20 protein-coding genes are annotated in these 19,676 nt (G+C 68.2%); 6 read left to right on the plus strand and 14 right to left on the minus strand.

The genetic code is table 11. The annotated features are described in order from the left end of the window. Positions 1 to 10: 10 nt before the first annotated feature. Complete coding sequence (locus IEY36_RS24560; protein WP_188971875.1) at positions 11 to 1,621, minus strand: ABC transporter substrate-binding protein; 1,611 nt, start codon at positions 1,619 to 1,621, stop codon at positions 11 to 13. Between the two features lie 108 nt (positions 1,622 to 1,729). Here IEY36_RS24560 and IEY36_RS24565 point away from each other — a divergent pair, with 108 nt between their 5' ends. Together IEY36_RS24565 and IEY36_RS24570 are read left to right on the plus strand one after the other, a co-directional pair. Further along, positions 1,730 to 2,740 carry a Gfo/Idh/MocA family protein gene (locus IEY36_RS24565; protein ID WP_188971877.1) on the plus strand — a complete coding sequence of 337 codons (1,011 nt, stop codon included), beginning with the start codon at positions 1,730 to 1,732 and terminating at the stop codon, positions 2,738 to 2,740. Beyond that, entirely contained in the window at positions 2,737 to 3,540 is an 804-nt protein-coding gene (locus IEY36_RS24570) for a shikimate dehydrogenase family protein (RefSeq protein WP_188971879.1), read from the plus strand. The genes IEY36_RS24565 and IEY36_RS24570 overlap by 4 nt, the downstream gene beginning before the upstream one ends. On the opposite strand, the gene IEY36_RS24575 is transcribed toward IEY36_RS24570, so the two are convergent. The 10 genes from IEY36_RS24575 to IEY36_RS24620 form a co-directional block, all read right to left on the minus strand. After that, positions 3,537 to 3,989, minus strand: a complete 453-nt coding sequence (locus tag IEY36_RS24575) for a MaoC family dehydratase (RefSeq protein ID WP_188971880.1) — start codon at positions 3,987 to 3,989, stop codon at positions 3,537 to 3,539. The genes IEY36_RS24570 and IEY36_RS24575 overlap by 4 nt on opposite strands. A gap of 13 nt (positions 3,990 to 4,002) precedes the next feature. Further along, a complete protein-coding gene (locus IEY36_RS24580; protein WP_188971882.1) occupies positions 4,003 to 5,157 on the minus strand; it encodes an acyl-CoA dehydrogenase family protein in 1,155 nt (384 codons plus the stop codon). Between the two features lie 117 nt (positions 5,158 to 5,274). Beyond that, positions 5,275 to 5,922: a DNA-3-methyladenine glycosylase family protein gene (locus tag IEY36_RS24585; RefSeq protein ID WP_188971885.1), complete on the minus strand. Its 648-nt coding sequence runs from the start codon at positions 5,920 to 5,922 to the stop codon at positions 5,275 to 5,277. Beyond that, complete coding sequence (locus tag IEY36_RS24590; protein WP_188971887.1) at positions 5,919 to 7,196, minus strand: TRAP transporter large permease; 1,278 nt, start codon at positions 7,194 to 7,196, stop codon at positions 5,919 to 5,921. Before IEY36_RS24590 ends, IEY36_RS24585 begins: the two co-directional genes overlap by 4 nt. 52 nt (positions 7,197 to 7,248) lie before the next feature. Beyond that, the gene (locus IEY36_RS24595; RefSeq protein ID WP_229681553.1) at positions 7,249 to 7,845 is read right to left on the minus strand and encodes a TRAP transporter small permease; all 597 of its coding nucleotides are present in this window, start codon (positions 7,843 to 7,845) and stop codon (positions 7,249 to 7,251) included. Positions 7,846 to 7,911: 66 nt separating this feature from the next. Next, a complete protein-coding gene (locus IEY36_RS24600) occupies positions 7,912 to 8,886 on the minus strand; it encodes a DctP family TRAP transporter solute-binding subunit (RefSeq protein ID WP_188971889.1) in 975 nt (324 codons plus the stop codon). A gap of 239 nt (positions 8,887 to 9,125) precedes the next feature. Further along, positions 9,126 to 10,100 carry a TRAP transporter substrate-binding protein DctP gene (dctP, locus tag IEY36_RS24605; RefSeq protein WP_188971891.1) on the minus strand — a complete coding sequence of 325 codons (975 nt, stop codon included), beginning with the start codon at positions 10,098 to 10,100 and terminating at the stop codon, positions 9,126 to 9,128. Between the two features lie 79 nt (positions 10,101 to 10,179). Further along, positions 10,180 to 10,821, minus strand: a complete 642-nt coding sequence (locus IEY36_RS24610) for a YjbE family putative metal transport protein (protein ID WP_188971893.1) — start codon at positions 10,819 to 10,821, stop codon at positions 10,180 to 10,182. Between the two features lie 142 nt (positions 10,822 to 10,963). Then, complete coding sequence (locus tag IEY36_RS31150; protein WP_188971895.1) at positions 10,964 to 12,367, minus strand: L-lactate permease; 1,404 nt, start codon at positions 12,365 to 12,367, stop codon at positions 10,964 to 10,966. Then, entirely contained in the window at positions 12,364 to 13,347 is a 984-nt protein-coding gene (locus IEY36_RS24620; RefSeq protein ID WP_188971897.1) for an MBL fold metallo-hydrolase, read from the minus strand. The genes IEY36_RS31150 and IEY36_RS24620 overlap by 4 nt, the downstream gene beginning before the upstream one ends. Between IEY36_RS24620 and IEY36_RS24625 the strand changes: the two genes are divergently transcribed. Next, complete coding sequence (locus IEY36_RS24625) at positions 13,346 to 13,768, plus strand: gamma-glutamylcyclotransferase family protein (protein WP_188971899.1); 423 nt, start codon at positions 13,346 to 13,348, stop codon at positions 13,766 to 13,768. The genes IEY36_RS24620 and IEY36_RS24625 overlap by 2 nt on opposite strands. A 40-nt stretch (positions 13,769 to 13,808) precedes the next feature. Here the strand turns inward: IEY36_RS24625 and IEY36_RS24630 are convergent, their stop codons facing one another. Then, on the minus strand, positions 13,809 to 14,696 hold the full coding sequence (locus IEY36_RS24630; RefSeq protein ID WP_229681554.1) for a DMT family transporter: 888 nt from the start codon (positions 14,694 to 14,696) through the stop codon (positions 13,809 to 13,811). Positions 14,697 to 14,785: 89 nt separating this feature from the next. On the opposite strand from IEY36_RS24630, the gene IEY36_RS24635 reads away from it, so the two are divergent. The 3 genes from IEY36_RS24635 to IEY36_RS24645 all read left to right on the plus strand — a co-directional run bounded on the left by IEY36_RS24635 (position 14,786) and on the right by IEY36_RS24645 (position 17,929). After that, positions 14,786 to 15,832, plus strand: coding sequence for a ketopantoate reductase family protein (locus IEY36_RS24635; RefSeq protein ID WP_188971901.1), 1,047 nt, complete (start codon positions 14,786 to 14,788; stop codon positions 15,830 to 15,832). Beyond that, positions 15,829 to 16,590 carry an SDR family NAD(P)-dependent oxidoreductase gene (locus IEY36_RS24640; protein WP_188971903.1) on the plus strand — a complete coding sequence of 254 codons (762 nt, stop codon included), beginning with the start codon at positions 15,829 to 15,831 and terminating at the stop codon, positions 16,588 to 16,590. The genes IEY36_RS24635 and IEY36_RS24640 overlap by 4 nt, the downstream gene beginning before the upstream one ends. Before the next feature lie 79 nt (positions 16,591 to 16,669). Further along, entirely contained in the window at positions 16,670 to 17,929 is a 1,260-nt protein-coding gene (locus tag IEY36_RS24645; protein WP_229681555.1) for an MFS transporter, read from the plus strand. Between the two features lie 115 nt (positions 17,930 to 18,044). On the opposite strand, the gene IEY36_RS24650 is transcribed toward IEY36_RS24645, so the two are convergent. Then, the gene (locus tag IEY36_RS24650) at positions 18,045 to 18,440 is read right to left on the minus strand and encodes a hypothetical protein (RefSeq protein ID WP_188971905.1); all 396 of its coding nucleotides are present in this window, start codon (positions 18,438 to 18,440) and stop codon (positions 18,045 to 18,047) included. 87 nt (positions 18,441 to 18,527) lie between these two features. Then, complete coding sequence (locus tag IEY36_RS24655) at positions 18,528 to 19,670, minus strand: M20/M25/M40 family metallo-hydrolase (RefSeq protein ID WP_188971907.1); 1,143 nt, start codon at positions 19,668 to 19,670, stop codon at positions 18,528 to 18,530. Between the last annotated feature and the right edge of the window lie 6 nt (positions 19,671 to 19,676).

The raw sequence follows: 19,676 nt of genomic DNA on the forward strand, positions 1-19,676 counted from the left end.
GCGCCTCGCGTTACGCCGGCCGCACCTTCCCAGTCTCCAACTGCCACCCTGCTGCGGTCAGCGGGAAGGCGCCAATCGTCTTGCGCACGGCGATCTGATAGGTTGGCTGGAACAGGATGAAGTGATGCGCGACATCCACCACGCCGCGCTGCCATTCGATCCAGAGCGCCGCGGCGCGTTCGATGTCCTGTTCTTCCGAGGCGCGCTTCACCAGGTCCGTCATTGCCTGCGGCACGGTCCAATGCACGCGGCGCGCGACGCGTTCCACCACCGCCGAAGCCCATAGGTCATTCGACACCGCCGGCGGATTCCAGAAGGTCAGCACGCCGCCGGCCATTCGGCCCTGGGTGTAGCTCGTGCGCAGGTTCACCTGGTCCATCGGGTTCAGCCTCACGCGAATGCCCACGCGCGCGAGGTCCGCCTGCAACTTCTGCCCCAGCACCTGGTACGAAATGCCGGCAACCGCCGCATTGCCGTAGGCGATTTCCATCTCGAAGCCATCCGGCACGCCGGCGGCCTGCAGCATCTGTCGCGCGCGATCGAGATTGGTGTTGAACCCGACCTCGCGCGCAATGCGCTCGGTGCTGCCATTCACGCCGATCGGCAGGAAATGCGCTGGCCGCACCGCCGCTCCACCCAGCAGGCTGCCGAGAATGCCATCATAGTCGATCGCATAGCCGATCGCGTGCCGCGCTTCTTTCTTCGCCAGCACGGGGTTGGCCTCGGGGCTCTCGGTGACAGCCATGTAGACGAAGTCCAGGCTGGGCATGCGGTCGATGCGCACATCGCTCTCGCTGCGCAGGGTGGCGATCTGCTCCGGGATCAGGTTGAAGGCCGCATGCACGTCGCCACGCCGTACCGCGAGAAGCTGCGCGGCGCTGTCCGACAGATGGCGGATCACCACGCGCTCGAAGGGCGAGGCTTCGCCCCAGTAGTGTGGGTTGCGCACCAGCTGGATCTGGTTGTTGCGCTCCCACCGCACGAGGCGAAATGGGCCGGTCCCGGCGGAGTTGCTGTTCAGCCAATCGGTGGCCTTGTCCGCCTCGCGCGCATTCGCCGCGTCGGTCCCGCCATGTGCCGTCACCGCGGCCTTTTCTAGAATGCCATTGCCGGGTGCGGCCAGGATCGGCAGGATCGGCGCATTCGGCGCGTTCATGATGAAGTCGACGGTCTTGGCGTCCACCGCCTCAACACGGTCGACGGATTTGATGTACTGCTGCGTCTGCTCGCGCATGTTGATCAGGCGCATGAAGGTGAAGCGCACATCCTCCGCCGTCATCGGATTGCCCGAGGCGAACTTCACGCCGTCGCGCAGGGTGAAGCGCCAGCCACGCCCATCCGGCGTGCGCTGCCATGATGTCGCCAGCGACGGCTTCACGCGCACCAGGTCATCGGGTGTGAGCGTCACCAGCGCATCATAGGTTGCTGCCAACGTCAGCGGCGGCGTGTACTGCGCCTGGCGCACCGGATCGAGCGTGACGGTGTCGCTGATGTCGAGGCCGATCACCAGCGTGTCGCGTCGCGACTGCGACAGGGCCTGGGCGGGAAGCATGGGCAGCGCGGCGGCGGACAGGCCCAGCATGCGCCCAAGCGTACGCCGGTCGATCACGGTAACAGTCATCGAGCATTTCCTCCTGCGGGACCCTTGTGTCGGATCGTTTCGGGAGTCAGCCTAGACCTCGCTCGCGACGGCGTGGAAGCCGGAATCGACGATGGGAGGAATGCCGACATGACGATCGGCGTCGGTGTCATCGGCCTCGGCATGGCCGTGACGCCGCATATGCTGGCCTTGCGGGACCTGGCGCAGGCCGGGCGCCTGCGCATCATCGGCGGGCATGCACCCTCTACCGCGCGGCGCGATGCCTTCGCCGTGCGCTGGTCCGCGCCGGTGTTCGATACGCTGGACGCGCTGCTGGCGGCACCGGGCCTCGACCTCGTGCTGATCCTCGCACCGCCCGGCGAGCATCTGCCACTCGCGGAAAAGGTTGCAGCCGCGGGCAAGCACATGATCGTCGAGAAGCCGCTCGAACGCACCCTCGCGCGCGCGGATGCCTTGGTTGCCGCGGCGGATCGTGGCGGGGTGCATGCTGCTGTCTGCTTCCAACATCGCTTCCGCCCCGGCGCGCTGGAATTGGCGCGTCGTCTGCGCGCGGATGAACTCGGCAGGCCGCTGAGCGCCTCGGCCAGCATCCGCTGGTGGCGCGACGCCAACTACTTCGCGCAACCGGGGCGCGGCACCATGCTGCGCGATGGCGGCGGCGTGCTGCTGACCCAGGCCATCCACACCATGGACCTGCTGCTGCACCTGATGGGCCCGGTACGCGATGTGGCCGGCTTCGCGATGAATGCCGGCCTGCGGGCGAACGACACCGAGGATGTCGCCGCCGCCGCGATCCGCTTCGAGAATGGCGCGCTTGGCGTGGTCGATGCGACGTCCGTCGCGCGCCCCGGCTTTCCCGAACGCATCGAGATCGCCGGCACCAATGCCAGCGCCGTACTCATTGGCAACCGCCTGGAATGGTACGCCGGAGACAACCCGCCCGAGGTGATCGACCCTGGCACCGGCACCGGCGGTGGTGCCGACCCGATGGCCTTCGACCACGGTCCACACCGCGCGCTGATCGCCGAGATGATCGATGCCATCAGCGACGGGCGCGCGCCATCGAACGACGCGCGCAGTGCGCTGCCGGTTCAGCGCCTCATTGAATCCTGGCTTTCTGTTGCGGGGTTTCGGCCATGACCATCACCGGTGCGACGCGTCTGCTGGCGATCATTGGCGATCCGGTCGCGCCGTTGCGCTCGCCTGCGGTGTTCAACGCGGCGTTCGAGCGGCTTGGTCATGACATGGCCTTCGTCGCCTTCCAGATCAAAGCCGGCGACCTTGAATGCGCCTGGCCGGCATTCGTGGCGATGGCCAATCTCGATGGCCTGGTCATCACCATGCCGCACAAGGAAGCGGTGTTGCCGCTGCTGGCCGCTCTCGGCCCGACCGCGCAACTGACCCATTCGGTCAACACCATCCGTCGCCGCGCCGACGGCGCCTTCGAAGGCGACATGTTCGACGGCGAGGGGTTCCGCGATGGCCTGGAACGCGCCGGCCATCCGCCGCGCGGCAAGCGCATCCTGCAGGTCGGCTGTGGCGCAGCTGGCACGGCGATCGCCTGCGCCCTGGCACGCGCCGGTGCCGCGACGCTGACCCTTTACGACAGCGCAGCCGCGCGGCTCGAGGCGCTGACGGCGCTGCTTCACGCCCATTTTCCCGAAACGAAGGTGCAGGCGGGACACCCCGATCCACGCGGCTTCGATATCGTGGTGAACGCAACACCGCTTGGCCTGCGCCCCGGCGACCCGATGTCGATCGACGCGTCGCTCCTGTCTCCGTCCCAGATAGTCGCGGACGTCATCCCGAACCCCGAAGTCACGCCCTTGATCGCCGCGGCGCGCGCCATCGGTTGCGCGACGACGACCGGGCGCGACATGCATGAAGGCCAGGCGCGCCTGGCCGCCGCCTATCTCGGTATCAAGGGTTGGGACGTCTAGCCAATCCTGCGATGCACCATCAGGTCGTTCTCGCCGGCCTGCACCACCTCGCCGCGCTGGTTGAACAGCGTGATGTCTAGCGTGACGATGCCGCGATCCGCATGGCGCGTGGTGCGTTTCGCGATCACCTTGATGCGCGCCTGCACGCGGTCCCCCACCAGGATCACGCCGGTGAAGCGCCACCGCCACCCCATCGAGACGATCGCCGCGAGCCGCACCGCCGATCGGTTCTTCAACCCATCCGCCAGCGCGAGGCCCAGCAGCCCATGCGCGACGCGCCCGGGGTAGCCGAGCGACCGCGCGTAATCGTCATCCACATGGATCTCGTAGAAATCGCCCGACAGGCCGGCAAAGGCGAAGATGTGGCTCTCCGTCACCGTTATGCCGGGCGTCTCCCAGGCGAGGTCATCCGCAATGTCCTCATAGGCAAGCCGTCCGTCATCCTGCATGGCGTCGTGTTCCTCAGGCGAGCAATGTCCGCGCCATGATCATGCGCTGGATCTGGTTGGTGCCTTCATAGATCTGCGTGATCTTCGCATCGCGATACAGCCGCTCGACCCGCACACCGCGAATATAGCCGGACCCGCCATGGATCTGCACCGCATCGGCCGTGCGCGCGACCGCCGCATCCGCGGTGAAGCACTTGGCCATGCTGGCCGCGAGCGTCGCCCGCCCCCCACCATCGAGCAGCCGTGCCGCCTCCATGATCATCAACCGCGCCGCCTGCGCGTCCTTCGCCATATCGGCGATCATCCATTGCACGGCCTGGAACTCGGCGATCGGCCTGGCGAACTGCACGCGCTGCTTCGCGTAGGCGATGCTGTCCTCGAGCGCCGCCATCAGGATGCCGAGCGCCAATGCCGCGATGCCGACGCGCCCCTTGTCGAGCACCGACATCATCATGTGAAAGCCGCGCCCCTCGGTGCCGAGCAACGCGTCGCCGGGCAGCCGCACCGCGTCGAAATTCAACCCGCCCACCGGCGATGCGCGCTGGCCCATCTTGTGCTCGCGTCGTCCACGCGCCACGCCGGCGGCATCGAGATCAACCAGGAACACCGACATGCCCCGATGCCCCGCGGCGGGATCGGTGCGTGCCAGCACGGCAGCGAAGTCCGCCACCGGCGCGTTGTGGATCCACAGCTTCGCGCCGTTCAGCACCCAGCCGGCACCATCGCGCGTCGCCGTGGTCTTGAGCGAGCCGAGATCCGATCCGGCATCCGCTTCCGTCAACGCATAGGCGCAGCGCCGTTCCGCCTTGAGCAGCGGCACCAGATACCGCGCCTGCTGCGCCGCACTGCCATGGTGCGTGATCAGCGTTCCCAACAATTCGACGAGCCCGACCTGGTCGGCGACGGATGCATAGCCGCGCGACAACTCCTCCATCACCAACGCATAGGCCAGCGCATCCGCTCCCGCGCCGCCCAGCGCGTCAGGCACGGTGATGCCGAACAACCCGGCTTTGGCCAGGCTGCCATATAGTTCGGCCGGATAGGCCTCGCTCTCATCGAGTTCCGCGGCGATCGGGGAAATCTCGGCCTCGGCGAAGCGCCGCGCGGTGTCGCGCATGGCGGCATGCGTGTCGGACAGGCCCTGCGCGTCCAGAAGTTCGATGGTCATGCGACCTCACGCGGTTCGAATGGCGGCAAAGTCTGCACCATGACGCGAGGATCGCGCCATGTCCTGCTGCGGCCCATGCATCGTCGCCAGTGTGCCCGGCGCACCGGATACTGGCGGTCAGATCGCCTTGGGCAGGCGGAACCGCCCTTCCTTATGCAGGTCGGCGGCACGCCAGAAGTACCAGGCGGCGGTGGTGCGATAAGGCGCCCAGGCTTCCCCGATCGCGGCGAAGGCGCGCGGCTTTGGCTGTTCGTCGAGGCCGGCGGCGACGCGGTATCCCTCGCGCACGCCGAAATCATCGACCGGCAGGATGTCGGCCCTGCCAAGGGTGAAGATCAGCAGCATCTCGACCGTCCAGCGCCCGACACCGCGCAGTGGCACGAGGCGCTCGATCAGCGCGTCATCGGTCAATCGCCGCGCCGCGGCACGGGTCGGCACCACGCCGCCGGCCGCCTTCTCGGCGATGTCGCGAATGGCGAGCACCTTGTTCGCCGAGAATCCGCAGCCGCGCATCGCCTCGGGCGTCTGCGCCAGCACCGCCTCGGGCGCGGGAAAGACTGGCGCATCGCACAGCGCGAGGAAGCGACCGAGGATCGCCTCCGCCGCTCGGCCATGCACCTGTTGATGGGCGATGGCGCGCACCAGCGCCTCATAGGGTTGACGCTTGGCCATGGTCAGCGTGCAAGGCCCGACCTGGCGAATCACCGCCTTCAGCACAGGATCACGCCGAAGGTGCCGGAGCGCCTCCGGCGTGCCGATGCTCATCGGAAGACCAGGTTCGGCAGCGTCAGCGTGATCGCCGGCACGTAGCTGATGATCATCAGGCAGGCGAAGACCACAGCGATGAACACCGAAAGCGGCCGGATCATCTTGTCGACACCGCAGCCGGCGACCTGTGCCGCGGCGAACAGGTTGACGCCGAAGGGCGGGGTGATCATGCCGAGCGCGAGGTTCACCACCATGATGGTGCCGAAATGCACGCCGTCGATGCCGACACGCTCGGCCGCTTCCTGCAGGACCGGCGCCAGCACGATGATGGAGGCCGAGGTCTCCACGAACATGCCGACGACGAACAGGAACAGGTTCACCACCAGCAAATAGGCCGATGGGCTGTCGAACGACGTCGCCAGCCAGGCCGCCGCCGCATCCGGCACGCCCTGCCGGTTCAGCAGCCAGGAGAACATCGCCGCGCAGGCGATGATGAACATGATCACCGAACTGCTGATCACCGATTTGCGGAAGATCGGATACAGATCGCGCAGGGTGATTTCGCGATGCAGGAACATCCCCACGATCAGCGCGTAGACCACCGCGATGACGGAAGCCTCGGTGGGCGTGGTAATGCCGCCATAGATGCCGCCCAGCACCACCACCGGCATGACCAGCGCGAAGCCGGCCTCGCGCGTCGCAGTCAGGAAGGATAGCCGGCCGACGCCGTCTTCCTTGCCCCAGCCTTTGATGCGGCACCAGATCAGCACGGTCGCGATCAGCGCGCCGCCAATCAGAAACCCGGGCCCGAATCCGGCGATGAACAGCTCGGGGATCGAGGTCTGGGTGGTCACGCCGTACAGGATCATCGGGATGGAGGGCGGGATGATGACGCCAAGTTCCGCCGCCGTCGCCTGCAGCGCTGCGGCGAAGGCGACCGGGTAGCCGGCGCGCACCAGCGCCGGGATCATGATGGTGCCGATGGCGAAGGTGGTGGCGACCGAACTGCCGCTGATCGCCGCGAAGATCATGCAGGTGACGACGCAGGTCGCCGGCAGGCCGCCTTGCACGCCACCGACGATCGAACGCGCGAACTCCACCAGGCGCCGCGAGATGCCACCGACTTCCATCAGATTGCCGGCGAGGATGAAGAACGGGATCGCCGCCAGCGGAAACTTGTCGAGCGCGACGAACAGCTGCTGCGCCGCGACGATCATCGGAAAGGACGTGAAGCCGGCGATGCCGACGATCGTGGCGATGCCGATCGCCAGCGCGACCGGGATGCTGATGGCGAACAGCACCAGCATCGTCGTGAGCATGGCGCCGCTCATTGTGCCGCGCCTTCCACTGCCGCGCGGCCTGCACGCCGATCATTCATCCGCATCATACGGCCAGATCCAGTTCTTCGGAACGCCTGTCGAGGAAGTGCGCGACCGAGCCCACCATGGCGAAGGCGGCGCCGATCGGAATCGCCGCGTATCCCCAGGACATCGACACTTCGAGGCCCGCCATCTCCTGGAACGTCACCCGCTGCGCCATCAGCCAGCCGAACCAGAACATGATGCCGAGCATCGACAGCGCCGAAGCCAGCGACGCCGCTTCCAGCGCGCGGCGCACCCCCCCGCCCGAATAGCGGTGCGCGACGTCGATCGACACCAGCGCACCCGCCCGCAGCGCCACGGCGACGCCAATGAAGGCCATCCAGATCAGCGCCGTGCGCACCAGCGCCTCGGACCACACGGAGGGGGTTTCGGTCGCGAAGCGCGCGACGACCTGCCATAGGCCGGCCGTCACGGCGACGGTCAGCGCAAGGCTCGCCGCCAGCGTCGCGATCCCCGTGGTCACACGGTCCGCGAGCAGGATCGACCGGCGGACAGTACCGCGCAGGCCACCACCTGATCCCGCCCACATCGCGAGGGCAACGGTGGCGAGTGTCGCGACCACCGTCACCTGTAGTGGCAGCACATTCATCGCATTCATTGAAACCCCCCAGACGGCCATCGGGGCACGACCGACGGTCGCGCCCCGTTCAGTCAGACCGGCAGATCAGTTCGGCTGCCAGTCGCGGATACGACGCAGCGTCGCGGCATCGAGCGTCCGCTCCCATTCCGCGAAAGCCGGTGCCAGCGCCGCCTGGAACGCGGCGGTGTCGACCTCGGTGACCACGGTCATGCCACGGCGGCGCAGCTCGGCCACCCCGGCGTCGTCATCGGCGGTCACGCGGGCGCGGTTGGCGGTTTGCGCCTCGACCGCCGCCTGCTGGAACAGCGCGCGGTCCGCGGCGTTCAGCCGGCCGACGGTCTGCGGATTGCAGATCATCACCTGCGGCGAATAGACGTGCCGCGTCATGGTCATGTAGCGCTGCACCTGGTTCAGGTTGTTCGCCACGATCACCGAGATCGGGTTTTCCTGACCATCGACAGTGCCCTGCTGCAACGCCGGCACCAACTCGCTGAACGCCATCGGCGTCGGCAGCGCACCCAGCGTCGTGAAGGCGCGCATATGCACCTGGTTTTCCATGGTGCGGATCTTCAGCCCGCGCACATCGGCCGGCGTGCGCACCTCATGGCGCGAATTGGTCAGGTTGCGGAAGCCGTTCTCGATCCAGATCACGCCGACCAGGCCGCGCGCCGGGAAGCGTGCGAGCACCTGCTGGCCGGTCTCGCCGTCGAGCACGCCACGCGCATGCGTCGCGTCGCGGAACAGGAAGGGCACGTCGAAGAGACGCACCTCGGGCACGAAATTGCCGACCGGGCCGGTCGAGGTGAAGGTGCAGTCGATGGTGCCGATCTGGACGCTCTCGACCATCTCGCGCTCATTGTCGTTGCGCTGGATGACAACCTTGTAGCGGCCATTGGTCAGCCGTTCGAAAGCCTGGCCAAAGGTTGAGGCGCCGACGCCGGTGTGGCTGTTGGCGGGCAGGGCGTGCTGGACGGTGATCTGGGTCTGCGCCATCGCGGGCGCGGCGGCCAGCGGTGCGGCCAGGACGGCGGCGAGGGCCAGGCGTCGGGTCAGGGTCATAGGCGTGCTTCCTCCATATTAGTTATTGATGGGCACATAGCCGGGCACCGAGGCCGCTGGCAATGCTGCCTCCGGCAAGGGCTTCCAGCGTTTGCCTCGTTCTTGGGCGAATGCCCTGATCCTCGCCATGCGGCCAGGATCAGGGACGGTTTGAGCCGGGGCTCACCGGCGATCTTGCACGAGAGCGGGCCGGCGCCGGAGGGGAGAATGTGCCATGGGGCGCATTCCCAACCGGATGGTCAGTTCGGCTGCCAAGCGCGGATGCGACGCAGCGTGGCGGCGTCGAGCTCACGCTCGTACTGCGCGAAGGCCGGGGCGAGTGCGGCTTGGAACGCCGCGGTATCGACCTGGGTCACCACCTCCATGCCGCGCTGGCGCAGCGCCGCGACGCCCGAGGCCTCGTCGGCGCTGACGCGGTCGCGATTCGCCTGCTGACCGGCGCGCGCGGCCGCCAGGAAGGCCGTGCGATCGGCCGCCGACATCTGCTGCATCATCGCCGGGTTGCAGATCAGCAGCCCCGGCGAATAGACGTGGGCGGTCAGCGTCAGGAAGCGCTGCACCTGGTTCAGGTTGTTCGCCACGATCACCGGGATCGGGTTCTCCTGCCCATCGACGGTGCCCTGCTGCAGCGCCGGCACCAGCTCGCTGAACGCCATCGGCGTCGGCAGCGCGCCGAGGGTGGAGAAGGCGCGCATGTGCACCGGGTTCTCCATGGTGCGGACCTTGAGCCCCCGCACATCCGCCGGGTTGTTCACCGCGTGGCGCGAATTGGTCAGGTGGCGGAAGCCGTTCTCCATCCAGATCACGCCGACCAGGCCGCGCGCATTGAATTGCTGCAGGATGGACTGGCCGATCTCCGAATCGAGCACGCCACGCGCATGGGCGTAGTCGCGGAACAGGAACGGCACATCGACCACCCGCACGGCGGGGACGAAATTGCCGACCGGGCCGGTCGAGCCGAGATAGCATTCGACGGTGCCGATCTGCACGCTCTCGATGATCTCGCGCTCATTGTCGTTGCGCTGGATGTTGATGCGATAGCGCCCGCCGGTCGCCTGCTCGAAGCTTTCCTTCAGCGCGGCGGCGCCGGCGCCGTAATGGCTGGCGCTCGGCAACGGGTGCTGAATGGTGATGGTGGTCTGCGCGCGCGCGGGGCTCGCGGCCGCGGCGGCAAGGGCCAGCGCGGCGAAGGCCGCGCGACGGGTCAGGGTCATTTCCTGGGGTCTCTCCCTCGCGGGCGGCGTCCAGTGCCGCCCGCTTGCCTAGCCCTCTACGCGAAGGCCGTGCCGGAGATCAATGTGCGACCTCGCCATGCGGGGCTGGCAGCGGCAGGCCCATATGCAGTGCCGCATTGGCGTTCAGCGTGCCGTCCCACATCAGTTCGAGACCGATCCAGGCGATCAGCGCCACGCCGATATAGGCAATGAACTTGAACCGATCGAGCAACCGCGCCAGGAAGCCGCCCAGAACGCCCATCATGACGATGGAAACGGTCAGGCCGATGATGAGCATCGTGATGTCGTTGCGCGCGACCGCCGCCACCGCCAACACGTTGTCGAGGCTCATCGACACGTCGGCGACGACGATCTGCCACAGCGCGGCGGCGAGCGTCTTCTCCTTCACCTCGCCGGCCTCGCTGCCTTCCTCCTCGCCGTGATGGAGCAGTTCCTTCATGAAGGACCAGGCGATGTAGAGCAGCGCCGCACCACCCAGGAAGGCGATCCACCACAGACCCAGCAGGTAGGTCGCGAAGACTGAGAAGATGATGCGCAGCACCGCCGCGGCGATGATGCCGAACATCACCGCCTTGTTGCGCATCGCCAGCGGCAGGCCCGCGGCCGCCATGCCGATCACCACCGCATTGTCTCCCGACAACACGATATTCAACCAGAGAATCTCGAAAAAGCGCGGCGCCGCCGCGATCAGGCTATCCATGCGTCACTCCCGGCGCCGCCCCGAATGGGCAGGCTGAATTGCCGCGCGACGCTAGCTACCGCCAGCCGCGCGGCAAGTTTCTTCCATGTAATTTAGTAGCCATGTTCAAGTTATTTAAATCGATGACAGATCAAGAGCCGCGTTACCGCAGCAACGCGACCGTCGCCCAGCCGAGCAGGATCACCGCGGCGAAGGAAGGTAGCAGCAGCCGCCACACCTGCGCCGGCCGCGTGCCATCCGCGAGCAACCCGCAGACCAGCGCCGTCCCCGCGAAGGACATGCCCGCCCCGGCCGCGCCGGCGAAGTTGTGCACCGCCGGCGCCAACAGTGGCGGCAGCCCGGCGGCCAGGCCCAGCGCCTGCTGCACCGGCATCATCGCTGCGTTCGATCCGACATTGCTGCCCGTCACCATCCCCGCCGCCAGACCCAGCACCGGCACGGCATAGGGAGCGAGGTCACCCAGCGCGCCCGCCGCTGCATTCGCCAGCGCGCCTGTGGCACCGCTGCCGGCCATCCAGCGCGCCAGCAACACGTACAGCAGCAGCACCGCCGCCGGCCGCGCCGCGCGCCTCAACGCCTCCGTTGCGCGTCGCCCCGCAGCGGGCCGCGTCAGCAGGATGCCGGCGGCCACCACCATCAACACCACGGCGACATGCGTCACCGGAAACGCCGGCAGCCCGTCATAGGGATGGAAGGATGGCGGATTCGACACCGCCCGTGCCGCGAGCAAGGCCACGGTCAGTAGCGCATAGGGCCACAGCGCCCGCATGGCGCGTCGCCAGCCGGCGCCGTCGCGCGGCGGCTCGGCCAGCCACAAGGCCACCAGCAGCGGCACGCCAGCACCGAGGATGCCCAGCACTTCGAAGGGCACCACCCAGTGGCCGGCGACCAGGATCGCCGCCATCACCGCCAGCAGCGCCATCTGCGTCGCCCGCTCGCGCCCCTGCACCGGCACGCCTGCCGACGCCGAGAGGCGCCAGCACACCGGCCCGAGCACCAGCACCCACACCGCATTGGGCAGCGCCGTCAGTGCCGCGATCGCCTGCGCCGGCATGCCGAGCAGCGCCGCGCCCAGCGCCGTGCCAGGCCCAAGCCCGCCCCACGGGATCAGGCACAGCGCCAGCAGCGCCAACGCCGCCGCCGGCGGCCCGCGCAATCCCATCGAGCGCAGCGCCGCCAGCGCGAAGACGGCGCCGACGCCGAAGCCCGTCACGCTCTCCATGAACACGCCCATCAGCAGCGTCGCGGTGAAGATCGCGCGTGGCGTCGCACTCTGCCGCGCCGCCGCGTCGCCACGCCCCTGCACCGCGCCATGAAACAGCAACCCGCCCAGCACGACGCCGATCGGCTGAAGCGCGAGGAAGCTGCCACGCTCCGCCTCATCCGCCAGGAAGGCCACGAATCCCGTGCCGGCCGGCAGCGACACGAAGGCCGCCGGCAGCGCCAGCGCCAGCGCCGCCAGCACCGCGGGCAACGGTCCCGCACGCCCCGAGACCAGCAGCCCCAACAGCAACAGCAGCGGCGCCGCCTGAAGAAGAAGGATCACGCCTCCAGCACGAAGGTCTTGCCCACCGCCCCCGGCACCACGACGGCCTCGCCATAGGCGCGTTCCAGGGCGTTCAGCGCGCGCCATCCGGTGCAGTGCGAGGGAAACATCCAGCGCATGCCAAAGGTGCCGAGATCGGCCACGGTCTGCGGAATGATGCGTTCATTCGTGCCCGACAGATGAAAGCCGCCCATCGCCGCGAGCAGCGGGATGTCGGGCATCAGCCGGCGCGCCTCATGCAGCACGTTGACGATGCCGCAATGCGAACAGGCGGAGAAGACGACCAGCCCCTTGCTGCGGAGGTGCACGGCGACGAAGCGTTCATCGACGAGCCATTCATCCGGCTGCCAGTCCGCCGCGTCGTCATCCCGCGCCACCTGGCCGGGTAGGCCGGTCTCGTATTCCGTCACCCGTGGGATCTCGCCACTCACCAGCACATGGCCGGCAATGACGGCCGGTTCGCGCGAGACATGCGGCACCGCCCCCATCGCCGCCCAATCCGCCGGCGTCGGCACGCGGTCCATCGGCAGCACGCCGCCATCCGACTGGCGGCTGCCGCGCTCGCGGAACATCCCCGGATGCAGATGCAGCGGCACCGGCTGCCCACCATTGGCGGCGCGCACCATCTCAATCGCCTTAGGCAGCCCGCCCGCATGGTCCCAATGCCCATGCGAGAGCACCATCGCCTCGATCGCGCCGAAATCGACCCCAAGCCGCGGCCCATTGCGTTCCACCGCGTAATCCACCGGCCCGCCATCGAACAGGATGCTGCGCCGCTCGCCATCCGCCTCGACCGTGATGACCAGCGACAGCCCATGATTGGCACAGCACAGCGACCCGCCCGCGGTCCGCTTCATCCCCTTCTGCTGCAACCGCACCCATTCCCGCGTGACGAAAGGCGGCGTCGAGGAAAGGCTGTCCGTGACGTTGTCCACCAGTGTCGTTATCTCGATCCGATCGACCGGCCGAGGTGCCTGCATGCCCGCTTTCCTTCCCGAACCCTACGCAGCCTATGGCAGCAACCTGTGGCGCGACCAGATGCGCCGCCGCTGCCCCGACGCGGAGGTAGTCGGCAGCCTGCTCCTGCCGGGCTGGCGCCTAGTGTTGCGCAAATACGCGCTGATCCGTCGCGACGACACCGCCGACTGCCCGATCGGGCTGTGGCGCATCACCCAGGCGGATCTCGACGCGCTCGACCGCTTCGAGGGGCCGCGCACCTATGCCCGCATCCTCGTCCCCCTGCCGGATGGCAGCCAAGCCTGGACCTATGAAGAAATCCGCATCCGGCCGGGGCCGCCAGCCGGTGAATATGTGCGGCGGCTGCGGCGTGGCTATGCCGACTTCGCCTTCGACAGCACGCCGCTCGACGCGGCCATCGTCGAGTCGGGGTACGTCGAATAAGGTCGAGGGGCGCCGCCCCTCGAGCACCCCGCCAGGGAACTCAGTTCCCTGGACCTTCGGGCGATTTCTGCGAAATCGAACGGCGCGCCTCGGCCAGGGTCACGATCAAGGCGCCGGTCAGGATCACCACGGCGCCGGCCCAGGTCCAGCCATCTGGCACCTCCTGAAAAAACAGCCAGCCGAAGCCGGTGACGAAAATCAGCCGCAGATACTGGAACGGCGCGATGGCCGACGCCTCGCCAAACCGATACGCGCTGGTGATCAGCCAGATGATCCCCGGCGCGATGCACGCAACCGCCATCAGAACCGCACAATCGAATACCCCCAACGGCACCCACGCCATCACCGCGAAGGGCGCCGACCCCGCACTCGTCACCAGCCCGACCCAGGCCATGATCGTCGCGTTCCTGTCCTGCTGCGCCAGCACGCGCGATGACAGCGTGATCCCGCACCACGTCACCGCCGAGGCCAAAGCCAACGCAACACCCAGCGTCGACACCGTCGTCCCCGGCCGCAGCATCACCGCCACGCCGACGAACCCCGCGATCGTGCCCGCCCAGCGCCAGCGATCGACGCGCTCGCCCAGCACCGGCCCGGCCAGCAGCGTGGTGAACATCACATTGGTGAAGGACAACACCGTCGCCGTTGCTAGGTCGAGCGGCCCGAAGGACGCGTAGTAGAGCCCCCAGGTCAGCAGGCTCGATGCACCGCGCAGCAGATGCAGCCCGGGCCGCGTGGTACGGAACACCGCGAGCCCGGACCGCGCGATCAACGGCGCCACCCAGAACAACTGCCCGAGCGACCGCGCGAAAACCTGCATCTCCACCGGAATGCCCCGCGCGGTCATCAGCCGGATCGCCAGCGCCTCGGCGGCGAAGATCACCGCCGCCACCGCCATCAACGCGCCGCCGCGCAGATTCCCCGACACGCCCTGATGCATTGACGGCGACAGCCTCCAGCGTAGCGTGACGCACAGTGCGGCGGCCCCGGCAGGCCGTCTAGGCGGGAAGGGCTCTCATGACGAATGCAGCGGCAGCGGTCGATGGCGACCCGATCCTGGTCTGGGGCGCCGGCGCCATCGGCGGCACGGTCGGCGCCGCGCTGGTGCGGGCCGGCCAGCCCGTCACTTTCGTCGACATCGAGACCAACCACGTCGCCGCCATCGCCGACCCATCCCGCGGCCTCTCCATCGAAGGCCCGGTGGACCCGCACCGCATCACCGCCCCCGCCTTCACGCCGGAAGCAGTGCAGGGCACCTACCGTCGCATCTTCCTCTGCGTGAAGGCGCATCACACCGAAGCCGCCACCCGCGCGCTGCTGCCGCACCTTGCCGAGGACGGCTATGTGCTTTCCCTACAGAACGGCCTGAACGAGACGATCATCGCGCCCATCGTTGGCCGCGAACGGACCATCGGCTGCTTCGTGAACTTCTCGGCTGATTGGCACGGGCCGGGGCAGATCATGTATGGCGGCCGCGGCGCACTGGTGCTCGGCGAACTCGACGGCACGACGACGCCGCGGCTGACCGCGCTGCATGCGCTGCTCGCCACGGCCTTCGAGCCCAACGCCATCATCACCCCGACCATCTGGGGTTATCTCTGGGGCAAGCTCGGCTATGGCGCGATGCTCTTCGCCCAGGCGCTGGGTGAGAAGGGCATCGCCGATTGTCTCGCCCGCCCCGAATTGCTGCCCCTGTGGCGCGCCCTCGGCGCCGAGGCCATCGCCGTCGCCCGTGCCGAGGGCGTCACCCCGCTCGGCTTCAACGGCTTCGAGCCGGCGGCCTTCTCGCCTGGTGCGACCGAAGCGCAGGCCGCTGCCTCTGTCGCCGCCATGGTGGAGTTCAACCGCCCCAATGCCAAGACGCATTCAGGCGTCTGGCGCGACCTCTGGGTGCGCCATCGCCGCACCGAGATCGACGTGCAGATCGCCCCCATCGCCACCATCGGCGCGACGCATGGCATCGACTGCCCTTCCGTGCGGCGGCTGGTGACGCTGATGCATGAATGCGAAGCCGGCACGCGTCCGATGTCGGATGCCAACCTCACGGAGATGCTATCGCCATGAAGGAATACGACTTCACCGGCGTGACCGTCGCGGTCACCGGCGCCGGCCACGGCTTCGGCCGTGCCATCGCGCAATCCTTCGCCGCCCTCGGCGCGCAGGTCTTCGCCACGGACCTTTCGGCGAGCGAGTTGGAACAGACCGCCGACCACCCCGGCGCCATCCACACCAGCGCCTTCGACCTCACCGCACCCAGTGCGCCGAAAGCCTGGATTGCCGATATCGAGAAGCGCAGCCAGGGCCCGATCGGCGTCCTGGCCTCCAACGCCGGCGGCGTGCGCGGCCAGGTGATGCGCCCCATCGAGGATGTCCCCGAAAGCGATTGGCACGACATCATCGCCATCAACCTGCATGCGCATTTCATGCTCGCCCGGGCGGTGGCCCCGGGCATGAAGCGCGCGGGCCGAGGCCGCATCGTCACCATCAGCAGCGGCGCCGGGCTGCAACCCTCGCGCACCGGCATCCAGGCCTATACCAGCGCGAAGCACGGGCTGATCGGCCTGACGCGACAACTCGCGCATGAACTCGGTCCGCACGGCATCAACGCGAATTCCGTCGCGCCGGGGCTGATCCTGTCCAACCCCGCCTCCATCAAGCAGTGGGAAGCCTACGGCCCCGAAGGCCAGGCGCGCGTCATCGCCTCCATCGGTTCGCGACGTCTCGGCGAGGCGCAGGACATCGCCAACGCCGTGCTGTTCCTCGCCTCGCCTATGGCGAACTACATCAACGGCCAGGTGCTGAGCGTGGACGGCGGCAAATAGCGCGCATGCTTCGGCGCGCACCGCAGCATGCGCGACATCGCGCAGTCCAGGTTGCGCGCCCCATCACGGAGCGCGCTTCATGTCTGCCATCACCACCGAGGCACCACCGGGCATGACCGCCGCCCCACCAGCCTTCACCGGCTGGCGCGTCGTCTGGGCCGCCTTCACTGTCGCGATCTTCGGCTGGGGAGTCGGCTTCTACGGCCCGCCGGTCTTCCTGTTCGCGGTTCATGAGTCTCGCGGCTGGTCCATCCCGCTCGTCTCCGCCGCCGTCACCTGTCACTTCCTGCTCGGCGCGCTCGTCGTCGCCAACCTGCCGGCCATTCATCGCCGCTTCGGCGTGCCGGGCGTCACGCGCTTGAGTGGCGTGCTGTCGGGGGTGGGCGTGCTCGGCTGGGCGCTCGCCGCCGCGCCATGGCAACTCTTCGCCGCCACCGCGCTGAGCGGCGCCGGCTGGGCGATGACAGGCGCGGCGGCGATCAACGCCATGGTCTCCCCCTGGTTCATCCGCCGCCGCCCCGCCGCCCTCAGCACCGCCTACAACGGCGCGAGTGTCGGTGGCGTGGTGCTCTCGCCACTCTGGATCATGCTGATCGCCTGGGTTGGCTTTCCGGCGACGGCGGCGCTGATCGGGCTGACCATGGCCGCGGTGCTGTGGTGGCTCTCGTCGCGCTACCTGGCGCATGGCCCGGCCGCCCTCGGCCAGCAGCCGGATGGCGAGGCCCCGCCCGCCACCACCACGACCCACACGGCCCCCGCCATCGCACCGATGCCCGCGCGCGGCCTGTGGCGTGAACGACGTTTCCTCACGCTCACCCTCGGCAGCACGCTCGGCCTCTTCGCGCAGGTCGGGCTGATCGCGCATCTGCTCTCGATGCTGGTCGCCCCGCTCGGCGCGCAGCGCGCCGGTCTGGTGGCGGGGATGATGACGGTCTGCGCCATTCTCGGGCGCACCGGCATGGGCTGGGTGCTGCGGCCGGGGATGAACCGTCGCCGCGCGGCGGCCGGCAACTACGCGCTGCAACTGACTGGCTCGGGGGTGCTGCTCGCGGCCGGCGGGACGGACGTGGCGCTGCTGCTGCTCGGCATCGCGCTGTTCGGGCTGGGCCTCGGCAACGCCACGTCGATGCCGCCATTGATCGCGCAGACGGACTTCGCGCCGGCCGATACGGCGCGTGCGGTGGCGCTGATCACCGCCTGCGGCCAGGCGGCCTATGCCTTCGCCCCGGCAGCGTTCGGGCTGCTGCGGGCGGTCGATCCGGCGCTGATCTTCATCGCCGCTTCGGTCTTGCAGGGCTTCGCTGCGCTGGTGCTGCTGACGGGCCGACGTTCGGGCTGAGTATCCGCGTGATATCGCCAACGGCACGCAATCTTTCAGTCGTGCCGAGGTTGCCAATACAGGGACGGTATGCGCCGAAAGGCGCCTTCTGAATTGGACACCGACAGGCGTTGCGCTACAGGCTGAACGGATTGCCAGGCTGCACTGTCATTGTCGTCCACAGCGATCCGTTCCAGTAGGCCCGCAGCGTCGTGCCGTCGCGCCACACGTCAAAACAGCGTTCGGCGCCACCCCGCAATTGTGGCGATTGCGAGCAGAACCCGAATTCGGCCGCACGTATGCGGCCGACATAGCGCGTTTCGGTGCCGTTCGGCTGGCGTGCGGACCCGCGTTGTTCGAGGTCCGGCGTGGCATAGGTGCGGGCTACCCAGCCATCATTGCTGCGACTTTCCATCGTATTGCCGCGCACAAGCTCAATGAAGGCCGCCCGGGTCATCCGCTCACCCGGCGGCGGGGTGGTGGCGCAGCCGGCAAGGATGAGGCTGTAGGCCAAACCTGCGACGATCTTCATGTGCCATTCCATTCAGCCATGCGTGACGGCCAATGCTGAACGATACGAAATCAAAATGAAATGGCGCAAGCATTTCCGCCGCGCCCTTCACGCCAGCGTCGTCATCAGCCCCGCCAGCAGCTTCGCCCGGGGCACCAGGCTGTCCACCAGCACATGCTCCTCCAGCGTATGCGCCAGTGCCCCCTGCACGCCGAGCCCGTCGAGCGTCGTCACCCCCAGCGCCCCAGTGAAATTCCCATCCGACCCGCCGCCCGCGCTCTGCGGATTGATGTCGAAGCCGATGGCATTCGCGATCTTCCGCGCCTGGTCATACAGCGCCATCCCCTTCGCATCCGGCTCCCACACCGGCCGCGTCACGCCGCGGGTCACCTCCAGCGACACGTCATTGGCGTTAGACCGCAGCGCCAGCATCTTCCGCACGCCGGCATCGAGGTCCTCCTGCCGCTTGGCCATCGACAGCGATTCCGCCTCGCAAGTGGTGGACACGCAATTCACCCACTGCCCGCCATGAATGACGCCGACAGAGAAGGTGCAATCCTCCGTCGTCATGTCCTCGATGGCGACGATCTGCCGCGCCATCTCGCGGATCGCGCTGCGCCCTTCCGCCAGCCTTGCGCCGGCATGCGATGGCCGCCCCGTAGTCTTGAGGTTGAACCGCGCGATTGCATACCGCCCCGTCACCACCCCGCCATCCGGCCGCGCCGGCTCCGGCACCAGCACGAAGCGGTTGCGCTGCGCCTCCGCCTCGATGATGTCGCGCGTCGACGGGCTGCCGATCTCCTCGTCGCTGGTCAGCAGGAAAGTCACCGGCAGATGCGTCGCCATCCCGGCGGCGAGGATCTGGCGCATCGCCTCGACCGCCAGCACCGTGCCGCCCTTCATGTCCTGGATTCCCGGGCCATAGCATTTGTTGCCTTCGCGCCGGATCGGCAGCTTCGCCAGCGTGCCGACTGGATGCACCGTGTCGAGATGCGCCAGCACCAGGATGCCCGGCGCTGCATCCCCGGCCGGATGCGGGAAGCGCGCCCGCACGCAGTCACCGAGTCCCATCCGACCCGGAATTCGATCGATTCGCGCGCCCAGCAGCGCCAGGTCCCGCGCCGCCATGTCCATCATCCGGTTCACCGCCGCCGCGTCGAATGTCGGGCTCTCGCAGGCCGACCAGCGCGTCAGCCTGGCGAGGATCTCCTCGGTGTCGAAGGGCAGGGCGGTGGCGGGGAAGTCGATCATGCGTTC

The sequence above is a fragment of the Neoroseomonas lacus genome (assembly GCF_014644535.1).
Lineage (GTDB): Bacteria > Pseudomonadota > Alphaproteobacteria > Acetobacterales > Acetobacteraceae > Neoroseomonas > Neoroseomonas lacus.